Genomic DNA, 20,073 nt, shown 5'->3' on the forward strand with positions numbered 1-20,073 from the left:
AGTTAAGGCACAGTCATTTTGCCTTGGTCGGCCAATGCCAATTGTTGCTGCAACGCCTGCTCCAGTTCGAGCATCACCTGATTGCTCGCCGCACAGCGCCGCGCAATCTCGTCTGCCGACATTGACTGGTTGCAGGCTTGTTCCAGTGCGTCGCAGCATTCGATCACTCGCGAAGCCTGTGCAATGCGTGCCGCGCCTTTGATCTTGTGGGCGACCAGCGCCAATGCCTGGCAGTCGTTCTGCGGCGACAGCGCGAGTAATTCTTCACGGTCGAGGCGGCTGCTTTTGAGCAACTCGGCCAACAATCGGCGACCCTGTGCAGGGTTGCCGCCGGTCAGCAAGTTCAGGCTTTGCAGGTTGAATGCCGGCGATTGAGGGGCCGGGGTGATGCCGTCCACCCAGTGGCTCAGTTGGCTCAGGCTCAAGGGTTTGAACAGGCAGTCGTCCATCCCGGCCTGTTTACAGCGCAGGATTTCCTCGGGTTGAGCATTGGCGGTGAAACCCAGCACCGTGCACGGCGGGCTTTGGTTCTGCTGCTCATGCAGGCGTATCGCGCGGGTCAGGTCATAGCCATTCATCAACGGCATGTTGCAGTCGGCGATCACCAGATCGAATTGCCCTGCTTTCCACATGTCCAGTCCGCTGCTGCCGTTTTCGGCGAGGCTGCACTGGTGCCCCAGAAACTCCAGTTGCTGACACATCAGCAGACGATTGGCCGGGTGATCATCCACCACCAATACGTTGAGTGGGGCGAGTGATGCCTTGATCGGCGGCTCGGCTTTGCGGGTGATCACTTCGGCGGGAAATGTTTCCAATGGCAGGGAAATACACACCTGAGTGCCGATCCCGGGATGGCTGCTCAACTGCAGTTTTCCGCCCATCATTTCGCACAGGCTGCGACTGATCACCAGACCCAGACCCGCGCCACTGCGGGCTTGCTGAGCGCTGTTCTCCGCTTGGGCAAAAGGCTCGAACAGACGCTGCTGATCTTCGGCGCTGATGCCGACGCCACTGTCTTGTACGGTCAGTTGCATGAGTGAGCGCGCCGGATCGTCGGTTTTCATCAGATCGAGAGTGATCCTGATTTGGCCATGCTCGGTGAACTTGATCGCGTTGCTGATCAGGTTGGACAGCACTTGCTTGAAGCGCAGCGGATCCAGTTGCACGTCGACCGCCAGTTGCGGCGGGTTGAACGTCATGTGCAGTGACAGGTTTTTTTGCCGCGCCAGACCATCGAAGATGCGCGTAACGGACGCCACCGTTTCGACCAGGTTGACCCGCTCCGGGCTCAGGCTCAGGCGTCCGGATTCGATTCGCGCGATGTCGAGGATGTCGCCGATCAACCCCAGCAGATCCTTGGCCGAGTGGTAGGCGGTATCGATCGATGAGCGATCGGGGTGCTGCTGATCCATGCGTTTGAGCGTCAGTTCGAGCATGCCGATTACTGCATTCATTGGCGTGCGGATCTCGTGGCTCATCGTCGCCAGAAAGGTACTTTTCGCACGATTCGCATCGTCGGCCTGCTCTTTGGCCGTGCGCAGTTCCTCGAACAGCTGGCGGCGTTCGCTGATGTCGATCCAGCCGCCGATGATGCCTTGCACGTCTGCGCTGGAGTCACGATAGGGCAGGATCCAGTGATAGATCGTCAGCCGCCGATTGCCGATGTGCAAGGGACGGTCGAGCACCAGCGGCTTGCCTTGGGCGATGACTCGCTGATAATCCGCCTGGAATGCCTGGGCTTCGAAGGCGTTGCTCAGCGTGCCCTGCATGACGCTTTTGCCGATCACGTCTTCTCGTTTGGCGTTGAAGGCTTCGAGGTAGCTGTCATTGCAGCTTTGCAACAGTCCTTGCCGGTCACGCACGTAGATCGGGTGCGGCGTGCCATTGACCAGTGAACGCATGAATTCGAACTGGTCGTTGAGCGCCCGTTCCGCGGCTTTGCGCTGGTTGATCTGGCGGCGCATATAAGCGTTCCACGCCAGCAACAACAGCAGAACCACGCCGGCAGCCCCGATAACTTGATAGAACAGGCGTTGATAATTACGCCAGGTGTTCTGCGAAGCCGAGGTGTAGCCGCGCCAGCGACCATTGATCACACCCAGTTCTTCGGGGGCGATGCTCAGCAGTGCTTTGTTGATGATCGAACTCAGCTCGGTATTGTCGCGCGCCGTGGCCAGAGAAAAGGCAGCCTGACCGGTGCCGATGGTGGTGGTGATCTGCAGCGCCCGCTCGAAAATCCGCGAAGAGATGAAGTAGTTGGCGATCACCAGAGAATTCACCGCGCCTTCAACATGACCTTCGGCCAGCAGCGAAACCGCGCTGAAGGTGTCCGGTGTCTCGATCAACTGGATGCGTGGAAATTCGCGGCGCAGGTACTCGACCATTGGATTGCCTTGCGCAATCGCGATCGGTTTGTCTTTGAGCTGGCCCAGATTGGTCGGGCTGCCCGCACTCTTGCGGGTCAGCAGGACGTAAGAGTTTTCCAGATACGGGCGACTGAAAGTCAGGGTCTCTTCGCGCTCGGCGGTCGGCAGCAGCGCTGCGATGAGGTCGGCCTGGTGGTTGTCGATCTGTTTGACCATTTCGGCATCATTGCGGCTGCGTCGGATGTCGAAACGCAGGCCGGTACGCAGACGGATCAGCTCCAGCAGGTCGGCGCTGATGCCGCGAAAATTGCCCTCGCCGTCGAAGAACGTCAGCGGCGCGTAAGCCTCGTTGACCAGTACGCTGACCACGGGATGCTGCTTGAGCCAGGCCTCTTCGCGGCGGGTCAGTTGCAGTTTCTGATCGGTCAGCAACATGTCGCTGCCGGCGCTCCAGCGTTTGGCGATGTTCTCGCGCACACTGCGCGGCACTGCTTTGAGTACCGTGTTGATGACGTCCAGCAACTGCGGATTGTTGCGGCGCACGGCGAAGCTGAACCCTTGGGCTTCCTGTTTGCCGAAGTTGGCCATGCGCACGTTGTTGAGGTAACCCTTGTTGATCATGTAGTGCGTCGACAGGGTGTCGCCGAGAAAGACATCGGCCTGGTCGAATGCCACCGCGTTAATTGCGTTCTGGTACGACGGATAGCAGGTGATTAGCGCTTTGGGGTACAGCGCCTTGACCTCGGCCAGCGGCAAATAGTGATAAACCATGCTCAAACGCAGGCCGGCCAAGCCTTCGCTCAGGGAGCGGGTTTCGCCTTCGCGTGTCACCAGCACCGGTTGGTCGACCGCATAGGGCTCGGACAGAGCCAGATTGGCGTTGCCGGCTTCGTAGCCGTTCGCCGTTCCGAGCAGATCGACCTGGCCATCCAGCAACGCGCGAATAGCGGCATCCCGCGAGGGGAATCGTTGAATGCGGATCGGCAGTCCGGTGGCTTCGCTGAGGAAACCGGCGTAATCGGCAGTCAGACCTTCATAATCGCGGCCACTGACGGTCATGTCGAACGGCGGGTAATCCGGTGCCGAGGTGCCCAGCACCAGTTCGCTGCGGGTGTGCAACCACTGTCGTTGCGACGCCTCGAAGGTGACCGATAACGATTCGCCGGTCGTGCGACTGAATAAGGCATACACCGGTGATTCGCCAACCATGGCGAACACGTTTGAGCTCAGCAACAGGCTTGCACTCAACGCTATTAAATAGTCCTTTAAACGACTGGGCATGCGGGCTCTCACACGAGTGCGTTACGTTTGGCCATTTCGATTAGTTCAACAAGGGATTTGGCTTTGAGTTTTTGCATTAAGCGTTTTTTGTAAGTGCTCACGGTTTTGTTGCTGAGAAACATGCCTTTGGCAATTTCCTTGTTAGTCCGTCCTTGGGCAAATAGTTGTAACACCATGAGTTCGCGGTCGTTGACCGATTTGAATAATTCAAGTTCAGCATAACGAATGTCATCGCTACGTACAGGATTCAATGCCTGACTCGGGAAATAGTTGTAACCGGAAAGTACTGCCTTGATTGCACTGACCAGTTCACTCAAGTCTTCCTGCTTGCACACGTAACCCGAAGCGCCGGACTGCATGCAGCGAATGCCGAACAAAGTCGGGCACTGGGCGGTGAGCACCAGGGTTTTCAGGCAGGAACCCATGGCGTTGAAGCGGGCCAGCACTTCGAGCCCGTCGAGCTTGGGGATACTGATGTCAAGGATGATCAGGTCAGGCATGCACTCGCGCACCATTTGCATGGCATCGACCCCATTATCGGTTTCGCCGACGACCTTATAGCCTTCATGTTCCAGCAGCATGCGAACGGCAAGACGGATGACCGGGTGATCGTCGACAATAAAAACGGAGTTCATAATCAAATCCCATACAAGCACGAATAAAGCGCGCACCTTAGCTCAGATGTATGAACGCTCGTATGAGCGGACATGGCTCTAGGTGCGTTATAGGATAATTCCTACAATTACTTGGGAATGGGACTACGGGTGATTAGGTTTGACGTAAGGATGGGCTGTTTCAAATGTCGCGGGTTTGCGCAGAGTGTTTTGCAAGTGCGGGTCGCAACTGGGGTTTTATAGTGTGTTTAATATTTGTTTGAATTACGCCGCAAAAGAGGGTGCATCATAGCTAGCAGAGACCTTCGATAATGATTACACCCGACCGGCGCCGGTCGGGTGCAAACGGATCAATGACTGGAGCGCCCGGTCATTTCCAGTGCCATGTCGCTGGCGTAGCTGTCGGTCATGCCGGCGATGAAATCGATCATGCGCAGAAACGAGCTGTGTAACGACGCCTGTGGATCCGGCGCGTTATTGCCCAACAAGTCGAGGATGCGGCGGCTTTTGAACGACGGCGTGCGGCCATTGTGTTGTTCCAGCGCGGCGCCACAGAACGAGTTGAGGAGGATTTCCAGCGTGGTGTACGCGCCGATTTCATGCAGGGTTTTGCGCTTGTCCTGAAAGATCTTTTTGCGCGCAATGTCCTTGGCATTCAGTACGCAACGCTTGGCCGGGCCGTGCATGTGCTCAACCAGGTCGCCGTGCAAGGTGCCGGCGAGGAGGGCGTCTTGCTGTTCGACGAAGGCCCGCGCCGCCGCGTTTGTCAGGTGTTCGATGGCTTTGCCGCGCAGGATTGCCAGTTTGCGTCGACGTGAATCCTGCGGGCCGAGCTGGCGATAGGTTTCCGGCAGGTCGTCACCGACCAGACCGAGCAGCAGCGATTCGACCTCGGCGTACTCCAGCAGCTCCATCTCGAGGCCGTCTTCGAGGTCGATCAGCGCGTAGCAGATGTCGTCGGCGGCTTCCATCAGATACACCAATGGATGACGCGCCCAGCGCTGGTCTTCGATTTGCGGAAGACCTAGCTTATGAGCGATCTGCTCGAGCAGCGGCAATTCGCTCTGGTAGCAGCCGAACTTGTGCTTTTTGTAACCGAGGGAATCGGCGTGACGCGCAGTCCACGGGTATTTCAGGTAGGTGCCGAGGGTGGCGTAGGTCAGACGCGTACCACCGTCGAACTGGTGGTATTCCAGTTGCGTGAGCACGCGGAAACCCTGGGCGTTGCCTTCGAAATTGAGGAAGTCTCCGCGCTCGGCCTCGCTCATGCCATCGAGCCAGCCACGTCCGGCGGCCTGTTGGTACCAGTGGCGAATCGCATCTTCGCCGGAATGGCCGAACGGCGGATTACCGATGTCGTGAGCCAGACATGCCGATTGCACGACCATACCGAGGTCAGCGGGGTCGCACCATTCCGGCAGAGCACTGCGCAGGGTTTCGCCGACGCGCATGCCCAGCGACCGGCCGACGCAACTGACTTCCAGCGAGTGGGTCAGGCGCGTGTGAATGTGATCGTTGCTGGTTACCGGGTGCACTTGCGTCTTGCGTCCCAGGCGACGAAACGCGCCGGAGAAAATAATGCGGTCATGGTCTTTGTGAAAAGGGCTGCGCCCGAGTTCTTGCGGGCTGTGCAGCGGCTTTCCGAGGCGTTCGCGGTTGAGCAGGGTTTGCCAATCCAAGGCTGATTCTCTCCGTCTGGATAACTGATGCCCTAGCTTCCCGGTTCAGCCCCGTGCCTGCAAGCGGAACTACAGTCCCGCCGCATCAATGTCGATCAGCAGCAGTCGTTCACCGTTGTCGAAAAACTGTCCGGCGGTGAGGCAGTACTGGTTGCTGGTGGCATCGCGGTAGGTGTTCGACAGGGTCAGACGGCGTTCTTCCCAGCCTTCGGCGAGCAGATGGTAGAAGTACGGGCGCCACGACCAGTTGTGCCCCAGATAGCGGTTGTCGGCGAACCAGCCGTTCTGCCGCCATTCCAGATTGGGCGTCAGTTGTGTGCCGTGGCGATCGCATTGGTAAAACCGCAGCAGCCACGGAAAGGCATCCAGTTGCGGCAATGCAGTCAAGGGCGCGCGGGCCTGAGCCCAGGTTTGCAGGATCGTCATCAGTTCGCTGAGTTGCTGGCGCATCTGCATCAATCGCCCGCGTTCGTTGAGTTTCTGCCGGACGTAGCGTTGGCGAAGTTCAGCGAAACGTTGCACAAACGCATCGGCGGGGAAGAAGTCTTGCTGGGCACGTGCGAACAGAAAACCTTGCACGTAGCGCGAGCCGCACTCCAGGGCAAAGTTCAGCTGCGCTTCGGTCTCGACACCTTCGGCGATGATCCAGCAGCCTGTCTTTTCTGCCATCTGTGCCAGCGCTTTGACCACGTCACTGCTGGGCCCGCCCAACGCGGCCGCCTGGAACAGGCGCATGTCGAGTTTGAGGATGTCTGGCTGCAAGGCCAGCACTCGATCAAGCTGCGAATAACCCGCGCCAAAGTCATCAATGGCGATTCGTGCTCCGGCCTGACGATAGCGCGCGACCACTTCTGCCAGGCGTTGGCTATTGCCGCCCAATTCGGTGATTTCGAAAACGATGCGCTGCGGATCGACGCCATGCCGGGCCAGTTGTTTGAGGCTGGGCAAGGCTTGGTCGGGGCGCAGACGACTGATCCAGCGTGGCGACATGTTCAGACTGAGAAACCAGTCTGCCGGCGCTTCATGCAGACGGCTCAAGGCGTTGTCACGGATCTGCCGGTCGAGGCGGCGCAGGGCGATGGCCGGCACGCGCGGGTCGGCGAAAAGCGGCCCGACCGAATTCAGTTGTCCATCAGCCTGACGCAGGCGGCCCAATGCTTCAACGCCGGCAATGCGTCCGGTGGCAGTATCGATAAAAGGCTGAAAGCAGGCGAGCGGTTGCCCGTCGATCACGGGGCCTCCTTAGTCGTTCTTGTTCTGGTTGAACCCTGCCGACCGGGTAGGCGTGCAGGATTGAACCTCTGGATAAGAGGTTCATCCCGCCGGTGTTGCAAGAATGTAGCCAGATGCGTCAGTTCAGCGTTTGCCAGAGCTTTGCATGACCAGTCTGATCAATGGCCCAAGGCTGGTGCCGAGACGGATCAGACGGGTCAGACCACCGACGCCGCCGCTTTTCGCGCCTTTGCCGGTGATGAAACCCAGCAGCGTTACCGCCGCCACACCCCATAACGGCGCGTGTTTGATGCCGAAGCCGCCTTGCAGGTTTTGCGTCATGCCGCGCATGCGCTGCAGGGGTTGCAGCACTTGCGCGGTTTCGTGGCGGATTTCCTGACGGTGCATTTCCATGCGCAGACGGATCAGTGCCTTGCGCATTTCCCGTCGCGAACCATTGTGCGGAAGTTGAGGCAGGCTCATGGCAGCAGGCGCTCCCGGTCGTTGGCCAGCTCTTCGAGCGTGCCGTGGAAAGGCGAGGACTCATCGAAGATCGCGGCCTTCAGGCGCAGCCCGCAGAAGATCGAGGCCAGGGTGTAAAAGACGCACAGGCCAATGATCGCGGCGAGACGATAGGTGTCCCAGAAGATGATCATCACCAGCGTCGATAAACCCACCAGCAACAACAGGGCAAAGACCAGCGCCAGGCCTGCGAACAGCAACAGGCTGACGGTACGTGATTTCTGCTCCTGTAATTCAATGCCGAACAATTCGACATGGCTGTGCAGCAGACCGAGAACGGCGGCGCCCAGACGCCGCGTGGAGGAGGCGGTGCCCGCTGTCGGGCCGGATTCACCGATCGACATGATCAGCGCCGAGTGGCCAGCAGGCCAATAAGGAAGCCGACGCCAGCGGCGATCCCCACCGATTGCCAAGGGTTGGCCGACACGTAGTCTTCGGTAGCGGAAACCGCAGCCTGACCGCGTTCGCGCAGGGTGTCTTCGGTCAGCTTCAGGGTTTCGCGGGCGCGCAACAGGCTGTCGTGGATCTGCTCACGCAGTTCATCTGCCTGATCGCCGGCCAGGGTGGCGGTGTGCTCGAGCAACCGTTCGGTGTCGGCGACCAGTGTCTGGAAGTCGTTCATCAGGATTTCTTGAGCAGTCTTTGCCTTGATGCTGGCCATGGGTGGATCTCCGTAGTTGGCGTTCTGATGCGTTCGAGTATGAGCCTTGCGCGAAGGTTCAGTACAAATGACTGGTACAACTTTTGCTATCTCGTGGTGCGTGGCCCGGTCGCTGTGCGCTGTTGCCGGGCGTGCGCGCTGGAAAACCTTAACTCAAATAATCCCGGTACGTGTCAGGACATCGACCGCGTGCGCCAAAGCAGTTCACTGGACAATCCCTTCAGTGACTGCGTGGTCGCAACTTGGTGCATGAAATGTCCGCATGAACCGCTTTGGTGCCTTTTTCGCCTTTAGGTCTGCCTGCTTATGGAAAATCTGCAAAGCGCTGTGGACACCCTGGTGCACAGCTCCAACACCTTGTTCATTTTGATCGGGGCGGTGATGGTGCTGGCGATGCACGCCGGTTTCGCCTTTCTGGAAGTCGGTACGGTTCGCCAGAAAAACCAGGTCAACGCCTTGGCGAAAATCCTCAGCGATTTCGCCGTCTCGACCCTGGCCTATTTCTTTATAGGCTATTGGCTCTCTTACGGCGTGACCTTCATGCAACCGGCGGCGGTACTCAGCGCTGATCACGGTTATGGTTTGGTGAAGTTTTTCTTCCTGCTGACCTTCGCGGCGGCGATCCCGGCGATCATTTCCGGTGGCATTGCCGAGCGCGCGCGCTTCGTTCCGCAGTTGTGCGCGACGGCACTGATCGTGGCGTTCATCTATCCGTTTTTCGAAGGGATGATCTGGAACGGTAACTATGGCCTGCAAGCGTGGCTGACGGCGCAGTTCGGCGCGCCGTTCCATGACTTCGCCGGTTCCGTGGTGGTGCATGCGATGGGCGGCTGGCTGGCGCTGGCGGCGGTGTTGTTGCTCGGGCCGCGCAATGGACGTTATCGCGATGGACGCTTGGTGGCGTTTGCACCGTCGAGCATTCCGTTTCTGGCGCTGGGTTCGTGGATTCTGATTGTCGGCTGGTTCGGCTTCAACGTGATGAGCGCGCAGACGCTGCAAGGCGTCAGTGGGCTGGTGGCAGTCAACTCGTTGATGGCGATGGTCGGCGGCACCATGGCGGCGTTGATCGTCGGGCGCAATGACCCGGGCTTCCTGCACAACGGCCCCTTGGCCGGTTTGGTGGCGATCTGCGCCGGTTCCGACTTGATGCACCCGGTGGGCGCATTGGTCACCGGCGCGATTGCCGGTGCGCTGTTTGTCTGGTGCTTTACCGCCGCGCAGGTGAAATGGCGTATCGACGACGTGTTGGGTGTGTGGCCGTTGCACGGTTTGTGTGGCGTATGGGGCGGGATTGCCTGTGGCATCTTCGGCCAGACCGCGCTCGGTGGACTCGGCGGCGTCAGCCTGATCAGCCAGTTGCTCGGCAGCGCGCTCGGCGTTGCGGTGGCGCTGATCGGTGGCTTCGTCGTGTACGGCGCGATCAAGGCCTTGCATGGGCTGCGCCTGAGTCAGGAACAAGAGTATTACGGCGCCGATCTGTCGCTGCACAAGATTGGCGCGGTGAGTCAGGACTAGGCTTCTTCATCGTCGGCACCGGGATAAAAACCGTGCAACAGACGATAGCGGTCGATGCGCACTTGATCGACTTGTTCCTGCACCTGATGTGCGGGCAGACCGAGCATGATCAACGCGTGTGAGGCGAGCATCAGGCTCGACTCCAACAGCTCCGGCACCACCTCGGTGGCGCCGGCGGCTTTCAGTTCACTCCATTGGCTGTCGTCGCGGGTGCGCACCAGAATCGGTATGTGCGTGTTGAGTCGGCGCGCTTCTTTGAGAATGCCCAGGGCGACATCGCTTTGATCGACGGCGATCACCAACAAGCGGGCGCGCAACAGGCCGACAGCGGTGAGCAGATCACCGCGCGCGGAATCGCCATAATGCACATCGCTCTCGCCAGAGGCCGCTTCCTGAACACGCACCGGGTCATTGTCCAAAGCAATGAATGGTTGCTTGGCATTGCGCATGAAGCGGCCAATGGATTGGCCGACGCGACCGTAGCCACAGATCACCACGTGCTTGTCGAGGTCAGCGTTAAGTGCGCTGATCTCCTCGATCTGCGCTTCCTGATTGGGCTTGCGGTGCAGGGCGGCGGCGATGCGTGGTGCGGCGCGTAACAGCAGCGGCGTCAGCACCATCGAGCAGAACGTCGCCGCCAGCAGCAAGGCGCCGAGCCTTTCCGGCAGCAGACTGCTTTGCTGCATCTGAGCCATCAGCGCGAAGCAGAACTCGCCGCCCTGGGCCAGGGCGAGACCGCTGCGCCACGCGGTTTCGCTATCGCTACCGCGCCACTTCACCAGCAGCGCGACGACGATCCCCTTGATCACCATCAAACCGACCGTGAGCCCGAGAATCAGCAAGCCATCGCTGACAAACAGTTGCAGGTCGATCAGCATGCCGATGCTGACGAAAAACACCCCGAGCAAGATGTCGCGGAATGGCCGGATATCGGCTTCGATCTGATGCCGGTAATGACTCTCGCCGAGCAACATGCCGGCGAGAAACGCGCCGAGGGCAGGGGACAAGCCGAGCAAGTGCGTCAGCCACGCCGTCAGCAGTACGATCACCAGCGCCAACAGCACGAACAATTCCGCGGAGCGCGAAGCCGCCACTTCATGAAACAGCCGTGGCAGCAACCAGCGACTGGCGAGCAGCAGACCGACAAACAGCACCACGGTTTTCGCCAGCGTCAGCGGCAGGGCCCAGTACCAGGCCTGTGCGCTGCTGCCGGCGAACACCGGCACCAGCGTCAGCAGCAAAACCGCCACCACGTCCTGAAACAGCAACACGCCGACCGCATTCTGGCCGTGGCTGCTGAACACTTCGCCGAGACTGCCGAGTTCCTTGGTGACAATCGCCGTGGACGACAACGACAGCCCGGCGCCGAGCAACAAAGCGGGCGTCACCGGCATGCCCAGCAAAATCAGGATCAGACCCAGAAGCGCGGTGCTGATCAGCACCTGCTGACTGCCCAGCCGGAACACCACTTGGCGCAACGCAATCATCTTCGATAGAGAAAATTCCAGCCCGAGCGAAAACAGCAGGAACACCACGCCCAATTCAGCCACGTCCGGCAGATGCTCACTCTCGTTGACCCAATCGAATGCACTCGGCCCGACCAGCAAGCCCACGCACAGGTAACCCAGCACCGGTGGCAATCGCAGGCGGCGGAACAGGGCAATCACCACGAGGGACGAGGCGAGGATGATCAACAGGTTGGCAAACACTAGACACTCCGATGTCAGGCTCTGGCTGTTCAAGCGTAGAGGCAAAAAGAGCGGGAGGATCACGTAATTGCGATTTCTGCGGACTGATTTGCATCAGGGTTTTGCGCGCAAGCGCTGTCGGAAAGGCTCAAGCCTTTGGGCGGCGGTGGGTCGACGGGTTTTGCGCTGCGGCCTAGAATAGGCGCACTCTTTTTGTGGTCGAGCCCATCATGCCTCCTGAATGTCAGCTGTTCGGCACCCTTGGATGCCATTTGTGCGAATTGGCCGAAGCCGAGCTGATGCCTTTTGTCGAGCACGGTTTGCTGGTGGAACTGGTCGACATTGCTGACGACGAGTCGTGGTTCGAGGCTTACAGTCTGCGCATTCCAGTGCTGCGCCGCGTCGACACCGGCGCGGAGTTGGGCTGGCCGTTCAACGCTGATCAGGTTGTGGCGTTCCTCCAATAGTCGGTTTTCTGCATCCTCCCCGCCGGTCGCGACCGCGCATCCATTCCTTGGCAGTTTGCCAAATATTCGGTTACTGTATGTTCATACAGTAATTGGGTTGACCTGCTGCATTCTGTGTTTTTTGCAGGGCGTGAGCTGGTGAGCCGGACGTCAGAGGGATGCACCGTGGTCAATGTCGAACAGTTGAAGAACAGCGTGAACCGGATGTCGGTTGACGTGGTGCGCGAGGCCGTCGCCGAATTGCGCCTCGACGGCTTGGTCACGGAAGGCAAGACGCCCTTCAATAAAGTCCATTTCAATACGTGCTTTGCCGAGATCGAGGCGCTGTTTCAGCGTGCCGGTTATCACAAGCAACTCGACGTAGTCGGTTATCAGGGCTTGCTTTACGCCTTGTATGACCCGGGTCGCTGGGAGGCGGTCGAGGTGTTGCGCTGGCTCAAGGAGTTCACTGAGGCGGCGGCGCTCAAGTCGATTCCGGCGTGAGGATTCTGCGCTAGGTTCGTTTCCCTCAGTGTTGGATAATGCCGGCCTGCACTGAGGGTTAGAATTCTCGTATGTCCACATCTCCATTTTCCGCTGCACACAATCAGGCCAGCACCCTGTATCTGCCACCGGGTTCCTGGTCGACGGTGCTTGATTGTTTGTGCGAGCACTTTCGGGCCATCGGCCGTGAGCAGTGGCTGGATCGTATCGCCCGTGGCCGAGTGCTCGACGGTAATGGTCAACCGATTTCGGTGGATCTGCCTTACAAGGAAGGTCTGCGCATTCACTACTTCCGTGAAGTGCCGGACGAGAAACCGATCCCCGTGGTCGAGTCGATTCTTTATGCCGACGAGCATCTGGTGGTGGCGGACAAACCGCATTTCCTGCCAGTGACCCCGGCCGGTGAGTACGTCGAACAGACGTTGCTGCGACGCTTGATTCGGCGTCTGGACAATCCCCATCTGGTGCCGCTGCACCGCATCGACCGGCACACCGCCGGGCTGGTGATCTTCTCGGCTAATCCGCAAACGCGCTCGGCTTTTCAGTCACTGTTCCCGACCCGGCAGATCGACAAGCGCTACGAAGCCATCGCGCCAGCGCTGCCTGAGCTGAATTTCCCGTTGGTACACAAAAGTCGACTGGTCGATGGCGAGCCGTTTTTTCGCATGCAGGAAGGGCCGGGCGTCAGCAATACGGAAACGGCGGTCGAAGTTCGCGAGAAGAACGGCGATCTGTGGCGCTATGGCCTGTACCCGGTCACCGGCAAAAAACATCAACTGCGTGTGCACATGAGCGCATTGGGCGCGAGCATCTGCAACGATCCGTTTTACCCGGATGTGTTGAAAGACGTTGAAGATGACTACGCCAATCCGCTGAAACTGTTGGCGCAGGGCCTGCGCTTCATCGACCCGGTCACTGGCGAGGAGCGCGAATTCGAAAGCCGCATCACCTTGCAGTGGTGATGTCGCTTATAGCTGCTGATTCTTGACACTGTACGGTCACGTTATCTAGCATGTGTTTATGCGCCGATTTAAACAGCTACTTGCGGGGCGCCAGGTGACTTCAACAGTTGCCGTCAGAAGCCGGAACAGGGCTTCGAAATACCGCTAAAGCGCTGGTTCGGTGTTGCCTCTCACCTGCCATGCAGACTTTTGAGGCAGAGACACGACCAATGAATGCACTACGCCCTCCTGCACGTCCCGCGCCGATCACCGCGCATATCACTCAACGCAACCCGAAAATCCTGCTTGGCGGCAAACATCAGCCGACGCTGTTGCGTTATCTCGATGGTTGGCCACGCCGCAGCGGCGGCCCTGCCGCATTCCTGATCCAGTTTGTCCAAGACGGCGAGTCGCTGGCGCGGTTTGCCAGTGACAGTTTTGATCTGGCAGTGATTCAGGCGCCAAGCGCGGAAGACGCGCCGGAAATGATCAAGCAACTGACCCGCGTTGCGCGGCAAGGCCTGATCACCCGCCGCTGATTTTTCAGAGATATTCGATCGCCACGATGTAGACGAACTGTTCTCCGGTCGGCGTTTGCACGCGCACCTCTGCGTCTAGCGCCTTGCCGATCAAGGCGCGGGCCAGTGGCGAATCGATGCTGATCAAACCGAGTTTCAGATCCAGTTCATCGGGGCCGACGATGCGGTAACGCGATTGCTTGCCGTCTTCGTCCTCGATCGTGACCCACGCACCGAAGTAAACCTTGTTCGGGTCGCTGGGTTTTTCGCTGACCACCTTGAGTGCTTCCAGACGTTTGGTCAGAAAGCGCACGCGGCTGTCGATCTCGCGCAGCATCTTCTTGCCGTAGGTGTATTCGGCGTTTTCAGAGCGATCACCTTGCGCCGCAGCCTCGCTGACCGACTGCGTCACCTGCGGGCGACGCACATGCCACAGCTCATGGAATTCGGCACGCATCCGCGCTTCACCTTCGGGGGTGATCAGCGCGGTGCCAGCGGGGCGGGGAGGGCGGTAACGACTCATGGCAACTTCTTGTGGTTAAGTCCGCTGGAGTCTATCAACCCTCGCGCAACACTGTCAGCGGACTTGCGTTGAGCGCCCGGCGCGTACCGAATACACCGGCGCCACCGATCAGCGCCGCGCCTATCAATGGCAGCACCAACAACCATGGATGCGGATGCCACGGCAGGTCGAAGGCGTAGCGATAGAGCACCAGACTCACCACTTCCGAACCGATGGCCGCGAGCAAACCGCTGACCGCGCCGAGCAAACCGAACTCGATGCGCCGCGCCTTGATCAGCAATTGCCGTTCCGCGCCCAGCGCACGCAACAACGCGCCTTGGCGAATACGTTCATCCAGCGTCGCTTGCAGGCCGGAAAACAACACCGCCATTCCCGCCGCCAAAACAAACAACAACACATATTCCACGGCCAGGGTGACTTGGGCGAGGATGCTGCGCAGCTGTTCGAGCAGGGCTTCGACCTGCAGGATGGTCACCGCCGGGAAGGCGCGCGACAGCTCGACAATCTGCTGATCATGACCCGGTGCCAGATAGAAGCTGGTCAGGTAGGTCGCTGGCAGATCTTTCAAGGTGCCGGGCTGGAAGATCATGAAGAAGTTCGGCTGGAAGTTATCCCAGTTGATCTCGCGCAGGCTGGTGACCTTCGCTTCACGATTGACCCCGCCGACAGTGAACACCAGATGATCGCCAAGCTTCAGTTTCAGACTCTCTGCAACTTTACCTTCGACCGACACACCGGGTACGTCGTCCGACGGTTGTCCGCTCCACCATGACCCTGCGGTGATTTTGTTACCAGTGGGCAAATCGGCAGCCCAGGTCAGGCTCAGGTCGCGTTGTATCGCACGATCCCCCGCCGAATCCTTGCTGACGATCTGCTGTACCGGATCGCCGTTGATGCTGATCAGTCGGCCCGGCACTACCGGATAAAGCGGCGCCGCTTGGGCTGACACATTGATCAGGTGATCGCTGAACGCCTGTTTATCGGCGGGCAGAATGTTCAGGGCAAAGTAGTTAGGGGCATTTTTCGGCAACTGGTTTTGCCAAGTGTCGAGCAGTTCGCCACGCAGTAGCGCGATCAACGCCATCGACAACAGGATTAAACCGAAGGCCAGCGATTGACCGGCGGCGGCCAAGGGATGACGCAGCAACTGCCCCAGACCCAGGCGCCACGGCAGCGAAGCGCGGGCGAGCATCCGGCGCAGACTTTTCAGCAGTAAGAGCAGCAAACCGCCAAGCACCAGCGCGGCAACCACACCGCCGCCGAGCAAGGCAAATGTCAGCAGCAGATCCAGACTCAAACGCCACATGATCAGACCGAGTGCGCCGAGTGCCACGCCATAAACCATCCAGGTGCTCGACGGAATAGGCAGCATGTCGCGACGCAACACGCGCAGCGGCGGTACGCGACCCAGTGCCGCGAGCGGCGGCAGGGCGAAACCGGCCAAGGCTACGAGCCCGGTGCCGATCCCGGCAATCGCCGGAAACAATCCGCCCGCAGGTACATCGCTCGGCAGCAAATCATGCAGCAGTGCGAACAAGCCCAACTGCGCCAACCAACCGAGCAGCGCACCGCTGAGGGCAGCGAGCAAGCCAAGTACAGTCAGTTGAATACTGAACAGCAGCATGGTTTCCCGGCGCGACAGTCCGAGGCAGCGCAGTAACGCGCTGGCATCGAAACGGCGGCTGGCAAAACGGTTCGCCGACAACGCCACTGCTACACCGGCCAACAGCACTGCGACCAGGCTGGCCATGTTCAGATAACGTTCGGCCTTGCCCAGCGCGCCACCAATTTGCCGGTTACCGTCGCGGGCATCCTGAATGCGCTGATTGGCCGCAAGGCCCGGTTTGATCAGTTGCCGATAGGTTTCCAGCGCCTGCGGTTCGCCGCGCCACAGTTCGCGATAACTCACCCGGCTACCGGGTTGCACCACGCCGGTGGCGGCGAGGTCGTCGAGGTTGATCAGGACCCGTGGGGTCAGGCTATAAAAGTTGCCGGCGCGATCCGGTTCGTAAGTCAGGATGCGGGTCAGCTTCAACGTCTTCATGCCGACGTCGATGCTGTCGCCGATCTTCAGATCCAGCGCTGTCAGCAAGCGTGCTTCGACCCAGGCTTCGCCGGGCTGCGGTTCGCCGCCGATGTCTTCAGGGGCGAAGGGGGCCGGCGCACTTTTCAGTTCACCGCGTAATGGATAGGCGCGATCGACGGCTTTGATGCTCGACAACTGTATGCCGTTGTCGGTGGCGATGACGCTGGAGAACTCCACCACTTGCGCATGATTCAGGCGCAACTCGGTGCCGCTTTTGATTTGTTCCTCGCGGGCCGGTGAGCTGCCTTCAAGCACTAGATCGGCGCCGAGAAACTCGGTGGCGCGCAACATCATCGCGCCGTTCAAACGTGCGCCGAAGTAGCCGATGGCGGTACTGGCCGCCACGGCCACCACCAATGCAAAGAACAACACGCGCAATTCGCCGGCGCGGGCATCGCGCATTAATTGGCGAATGGCGAGACTGAACAGACGCAACAGCGGCAAACGTGCCATCAAGGCTCCAGAGGGGCGACCAACAGCCCGGCTTCAAGACGGATCAGGCGCCGGCAGCGATGGGCCAGGCGTTCGTCGTGGGTCACCAGCACCAGGGTGGTGCCGCGTTCCTTGTTCAACTCGAAGAGCAAGTCGCTGATGCGCTCGCCGGTGTGGCTGTCGAGGTTGCCGGTGGGTTCGTCGGCGAACAGCACATCAGGCTCGGCGGCAAACGCTCGGGCAATCGCTACACGCTGCTGCTCGCCACCGGAGAGCTGGCGCGGCGAGTGGGTCAGGCGCTGGCCGAGGCCGACGCGCTGGAGCAATTCGGTCGCACGCTCACGCGCGTCTTTGCGGCCGTCGAGTTCCAGCGGCAGCATGACGTTTTCCAGCGCATTCAGGCTGTCGAGCAATTGAAACGACTGAAATACGAAGCCAACGTGCTCGGCGCGAATGCGTGCGCGCTGGTCTTCATCGAGATTGCTCAGGCTTTGCCCGGCGAGAATGACTTCGCCGCTGCTCGGCAGGTCGAGGCCGGCGAGCAGGCCGAGGAGGGTGGATTTGCCGGAACCGGACGCGCCAACGATGGCCAGGCTGTCGCCCTTGTTCAGTTCCAGGCTGAGTTCGTGCAGGATAGTCAGTTCACCTTCCGCGCTGGGAACCACTTTGCTGAGGTTCTTCGCGGTGAGAATGCTTGAGCCCATGGAGAATCCGATGCGTGTGTGGTTTTTGAGTGCTGGCCTGGCCGTTATGTGCATGGCCCAGAACGCAGCGGCGGGTACTGTCCTGATCGTTGGCGATAGTATCAGCGCCGGTTTCGGGCTGGATACCCGCTTGGGGTGGGTGTCGTTGCTCGAACAACGGCTCAAACAGGAGGGTTTCGACGATAAAGTCGTCAATGCCTCCATCAGCGGTGACACCAGTGCCGGAGGCCAGGCGCGCCTGCCGGCGCTGCTTGCAGAGCATAAGCCGGAACTGGTGATCCTCGAACTGGGCGGCAACGATGGCTTGCGCGGAATGCCGCCAACTCAATTGCAACAAAATCTTGCCTCGATGATCGACAGCTCGCGCCAGAGCGGCGCCAAGGTGTTGTTGCTCGGCATGCAACTGCCGCCCAACTACGGCAAGCGTTACACCGATGCTTTCGCCGAGGTCTACGGCAAACTCGCCGACGATAAAAAGATCCCGCTGGTGCCGTTTTTCCTCGACGGCGTCGGCGGTCATCCGGACTTGATGCAGGCCGATGGATTGCACCCGGCGGTCGGGGCTCAGGGCAAGTTGCTGGAAAATGTCTGGCCGACGCTAAAACCGCTGTTATGAGGCTTTTCTAAGGGCAGGCTTTCGGCTAATGTGGCGCCCCCTTATTCGGAGCCCCAGATGTCGCGTTCTGCCTGGTCCCTGTTTGCCTACCAACTGATCGAGCCTGACGAGCAGCTGGATCTGTTCGCCTGCCAGGAAGTGCGGGTGCATTTGGTGACGCGTCAGCTCGAACTCGGTGGCTCGGCTGATCGAACCCTGTGTGGCAGCCTGCTGCCGGCGCAACCGCGCTGGTCGAGTGTTGATCGCCGGGTGTTTCAGGATCAACGCCTTTGTTCGTTGTGCCGGGCGATTCTGGAGTCGCAGAAGCGTGGCACGTCGCCGATCTGGCCGGAGCTGCGTTTCGAGCTTTGATCTTGTAGGAGCCGAGCTTGCTCGCGAAGAGGCCGTGTCAGTCAACACTTCTGGCGACTGACACAGCGCCTTCGCGAGCAGGCTCGCTCCCACCCAAAGCACCTTGCATCGCCTGCTGCAGGGTGGTCTCCCCGAAATTTCAAAGTGCGGTGTACAATCGCGCTCTTATACCCTTGATGATCATGCGAAGGATTTTCCGGATGTTGCCGCGCTTGCCTGCCGTCACCCGCTGCCTGTCACTTGCCGCCCTGTGTGTGGCCGGTCCCGTTGCTGCATTGGAGTTCCCCCTGCCACCACCCGGTGAAGACATCATCGGTCAGGTGCAGGTGATCAAAGCCAAGTACGAAGACACCTTCGCCGATCTGGGCACGACCTACGATCTGGGCTATTCGGAAATGGTCGCGGCCAACCCGGGCGTCGATGCCTGGTTGCCGGGCGCCGGCACAGAAATCGTCCTGCCGACCCGTTTCATCCTGCCGCCGGGCCCGCGCGAAGGCATCGTGATCAACCTCGCCGAGTACCGCCTCTACTACTTCCCTAAGGGCAAGAACGTGGTTTACACGTTCCCGCTGGGGATTGGCCGTGAAGGTTGGGGTTCGCCGATCGCGCACACCACCATCACCGCGAAGACGCCGAACCCGACCTGGACGCCGCCAGCGTCGATCAAGGCTGAGCACGCCGCTGATGGCGATCCGCTGCCGAACGTCGTGCCGGCCGGCCCGGACAACCCGTTGGGGCCGTTCAAGTTCAACCTCGGCACGCCGGGTTACCTGATTCACGGTTCGAACAAGAAATTCGGTATCGGCATGCGTACCAGCCACGGTTGCTTCCGCATGTTCAACAACAACGTGCTGGAGATGGCCAGCATGGTGCCGGTCGGCACGTCGGTGCGCATCATCAACGATGCCTACAAGTTCGGCAGCAGTGGCGGCAAGGTGTACCTGGAAGCGCACACGCCGATCGACGACAAGGGCAACCCGTCGGTGGTCGACAAACACACGGCGGTCATCAATGCGATGCTCAAGCGTGAAGACGTCACCAGTAACCTGCGGGTGAATTGGGATGTAGTGCGCGATGTGGTCGCCGCTGAAGATGGTCTGCCGACAGAAATCGGCACGCCGAGTGCGTCGGCACCGATTGTCTCGAGTGCGCCGATCGATCTGCAGCAGTAAGCTGGCGATCAAGAACCCGTCGATGCCCAAAGCGTCGGCGGGTTTTTTATTGCCCGGACAAAAGTATCAGGCACAAAAAAGCCGATCCAGACATCGGATCGGCTTGATAACAATCCCGAAGGACTATTACTTGCGGCTAGCTTTGTCCAGCATGCGCAGAGCACGCTCGTTAGCTTCGTCAGCAGTCTGTTGTGCTTTTTGAGCAGCAGCCAGAGCTTCATCAGCTTTACGGTAAGCTTCGT

General features: G+C 59.7%; 20 protein-coding genes. 8 read left to right on the plus strand and 12 right to left on the minus strand.

Annotation, left to right across the window (positions count from 1 at the left end; all coding sequences use genetic code 11):
• Window positions 1-2: 2 nt before the first annotated feature.
• From ACIP66_RS14595 to ACIP66_RS14625, 7 genes are all read right to left on the minus strand, one after another.
• Window positions 3-3,647, minus strand: a complete 3,645-nt coding sequence (locus ACIP66_RS14595) for a transporter substrate-binding domain-containing protein (RefSeq protein WP_400648874.1) — start codon at window positions 3,645-3,647, stop codon at window positions 3-5.
• An 8-nt stretch (window positions 3,648-3,655) separates the two neighbouring features.
• Window positions 3,656-4,282: a response regulator transcription factor gene (locus ACIP66_RS14600; RefSeq protein WP_053122385.1), complete on the minus strand. Its 627-nt coding sequence runs from the start codon at window positions 4,280-4,282 to the stop codon at window positions 3,656-3,658.
• 329 nt (window positions 4,283-4,611) lie between these two features.
• Window positions 4,612-5,940: a deoxyguanosinetriphosphate triphosphohydrolase gene (locus tag ACIP66_RS14605; RefSeq protein ID WP_400648875.1), complete on the minus strand. Its 1,329-nt coding sequence runs from the start codon at window positions 5,938-5,940 to the stop codon at window positions 4,612-4,614.
• 69 nt (window positions 5,941-6,009) lie between these two features.
• Window positions 6,010-7,173, minus strand: a complete 1,164-nt coding sequence (locus ACIP66_RS14610; RefSeq protein ID WP_212543712.1) for an EAL domain-containing protein — start codon at window positions 7,171-7,173, stop codon at window positions 6,010-6,012.
• A gap of 123 nt (window positions 7,174-7,296) precedes the next feature.
• Window positions 7,297-7,635, minus strand: a complete 339-nt coding sequence (locus tag ACIP66_RS14615; RefSeq protein WP_053122317.1) for a hypothetical protein — start codon at window positions 7,633-7,635, stop codon at window positions 7,297-7,299.
• Complete coding sequence (locus tag ACIP66_RS14620) at window positions 7,632-8,018, minus strand: phage holin family protein (protein WP_008079909.1); 387 nt, start codon at window positions 8,016-8,018, stop codon at window positions 7,632-7,634. The genes ACIP66_RS14615 and ACIP66_RS14620 overlap by 4 nt, the downstream gene beginning before the upstream one ends.
• A 2-nt stretch (window positions 8,019-8,020) precedes the next feature.
• Window positions 8,021-8,335, minus strand: a complete 315-nt coding sequence (locus ACIP66_RS14625) for a YqjD family protein (RefSeq protein ID WP_053122315.1) — start codon at window positions 8,333-8,335, stop codon at window positions 8,021-8,023.
• 306 nt (window positions 8,336-8,641) lie between these two features.
• Here ACIP66_RS14625 and ACIP66_RS14630 point away from each other — a divergent pair, with 306 nt between their 5' ends.
• Window positions 8,642-9,850, plus strand: a complete 1,209-nt coding sequence (locus tag ACIP66_RS14630) for an ammonium transporter (protein ID WP_400648877.1) — start codon at window positions 8,642-8,644, stop codon at window positions 9,848-9,850.
• On the opposite strand, the gene ACIP66_RS14635 is transcribed toward ACIP66_RS14630, so the two are convergent.
• The gene (locus tag ACIP66_RS14635) at window positions 9,847-11,559 is read right to left on the minus strand and encodes a cation:proton antiporter (protein ID WP_400648879.1); all 1,713 of its coding nucleotides are present in this window, start codon (window positions 11,557-11,559) and stop codon (window positions 9,847-9,849) included. The two genes, ACIP66_RS14630 and ACIP66_RS14635, sit on opposite strands and share 4 nt — an antisense overlap.
• 209 nt (window positions 11,560-11,768) lie before the next feature.
• On the opposite strand from ACIP66_RS14635, the gene ACIP66_RS14640 reads away from it, so the two are divergent.
• The 4 genes from ACIP66_RS14640 to ACIP66_RS14655 all read left to right on the plus strand — a co-directional run bounded on the left by ACIP66_RS14640 (window position 11,769) and on the right by ACIP66_RS14655 (window position 13,968).
• Window positions 11,769-12,005, plus strand: coding sequence for a glutaredoxin family protein (locus ACIP66_RS14640; RefSeq protein ID WP_053122310.1), 237 nt, complete (start codon window positions 11,769-11,771; stop codon window positions 12,003-12,005).
• A gap of 165 nt (window positions 12,006-12,170) precedes the next feature.
• Window positions 12,171-12,488, plus strand: coding sequence for a transcriptional regulator (locus ACIP66_RS14645; protein WP_053122309.1), 318 nt, complete (start codon window positions 12,171-12,173; stop codon window positions 12,486-12,488).
• Between the two features lie 71 nt (window positions 12,489-12,559).
• Window positions 12,560-13,450 carry a pseudouridine synthase gene (locus ACIP66_RS14650; RefSeq protein ID WP_400648881.1) on the plus strand — a complete coding sequence of 297 codons (891 nt, stop codon included), beginning with the start codon at window positions 12,560-12,562 and terminating at the stop codon, window positions 13,448-13,450.
• A gap of 209 nt (window positions 13,451-13,659) precedes the next feature.
• Window positions 13,660-13,968 carry a class I SAM-dependent methyltransferase gene (locus ACIP66_RS14655; RefSeq protein ID WP_400648883.1) on the plus strand — a complete coding sequence of 103 codons (309 nt, stop codon included), beginning with the start codon at window positions 13,660-13,662 and terminating at the stop codon, window positions 13,966-13,968.
• Window positions 13,969-13,972: 4 nt separating this feature from the next.
• Here the strand turns inward: ACIP66_RS14655 and greB are convergent, their stop codons facing one another.
• The 3 genes from greB to ACIP66_RS14670 are packed head-to-tail and all read right to left on the minus strand — an operon-like array spanning window position 13,973 to window position 17,692.
• Window positions 13,973-14,470, minus strand: a complete 498-nt coding sequence (greB, locus tag ACIP66_RS14660) for a transcription elongation factor GreB (protein WP_053122307.1) — start codon at window positions 14,468-14,470, stop codon at window positions 13,973-13,975.
• 34 nt (window positions 14,471-14,504) lie between these two features.
• On the minus strand, window positions 14,505-17,009 hold the full coding sequence (locus ACIP66_RS14665) for an ABC transporter permease (protein ID WP_159811582.1): 2,505 nt from the start codon (window positions 17,007-17,009) through the stop codon (window positions 14,505-14,507).
• Window positions 17,009-17,692, minus strand: a complete 684-nt coding sequence (locus ACIP66_RS14670) for an ABC transporter ATP-binding protein (RefSeq protein WP_159811583.1) — start codon at window positions 17,690-17,692, stop codon at window positions 17,009-17,011. The genes ACIP66_RS14665 and ACIP66_RS14670 overlap by 1 nt, the downstream gene beginning before the upstream one ends.
• A gap of 10 nt (window positions 17,693-17,702) precedes the next feature.
• On the opposite strand from ACIP66_RS14670, the gene ACIP66_RS14675 reads away from it, so the two are divergent.
• From ACIP66_RS14675 to ACIP66_RS14685, 3 genes are all read left to right on the plus strand, one after another.
• Window positions 17,703-18,308: an arylesterase gene (locus ACIP66_RS14675; protein WP_053122303.1), complete on the plus strand. Its 606-nt coding sequence runs from the start codon at window positions 17,703-17,705 to the stop codon at window positions 18,306-18,308.
• Between the two features lie 57 nt (window positions 18,309-18,365).
• Window positions 18,366-18,659, plus strand: coding sequence for a hypothetical protein (locus tag ACIP66_RS14680; protein ID WP_007908575.1), 294 nt, complete (start codon window positions 18,366-18,368; stop codon window positions 18,657-18,659).
• A gap of 200 nt (window positions 18,660-18,859) precedes the next feature.
• Window positions 18,860-19,831, plus strand: a complete 972-nt coding sequence (locus ACIP66_RS14685; protein ID WP_159811584.1) for a L,D-transpeptidase family protein — start codon at window positions 18,860-18,862, stop codon at window positions 19,829-19,831.
• 126 nt (window positions 19,832-19,957) lie between these two features.
• On the opposite strand, the gene ACIP66_RS14690 is transcribed toward ACIP66_RS14685, so the two are convergent.
• A partial coding sequence (locus tag ACIP66_RS14690; protein WP_400648885.1) for an alanine-zipper protein occupies window positions 19,958-20,073 on the minus strand: 116 nt, incomplete at its 5' end.

The organism is Pseudomonas sp. NPDC088429, from assembly GCF_044753305.1.
Lineage (GTDB): Bacteria > Pseudomonadota > Gammaproteobacteria > Pseudomonadales > Pseudomonadaceae > Aquipseudomonas > Aquipseudomonas rustica.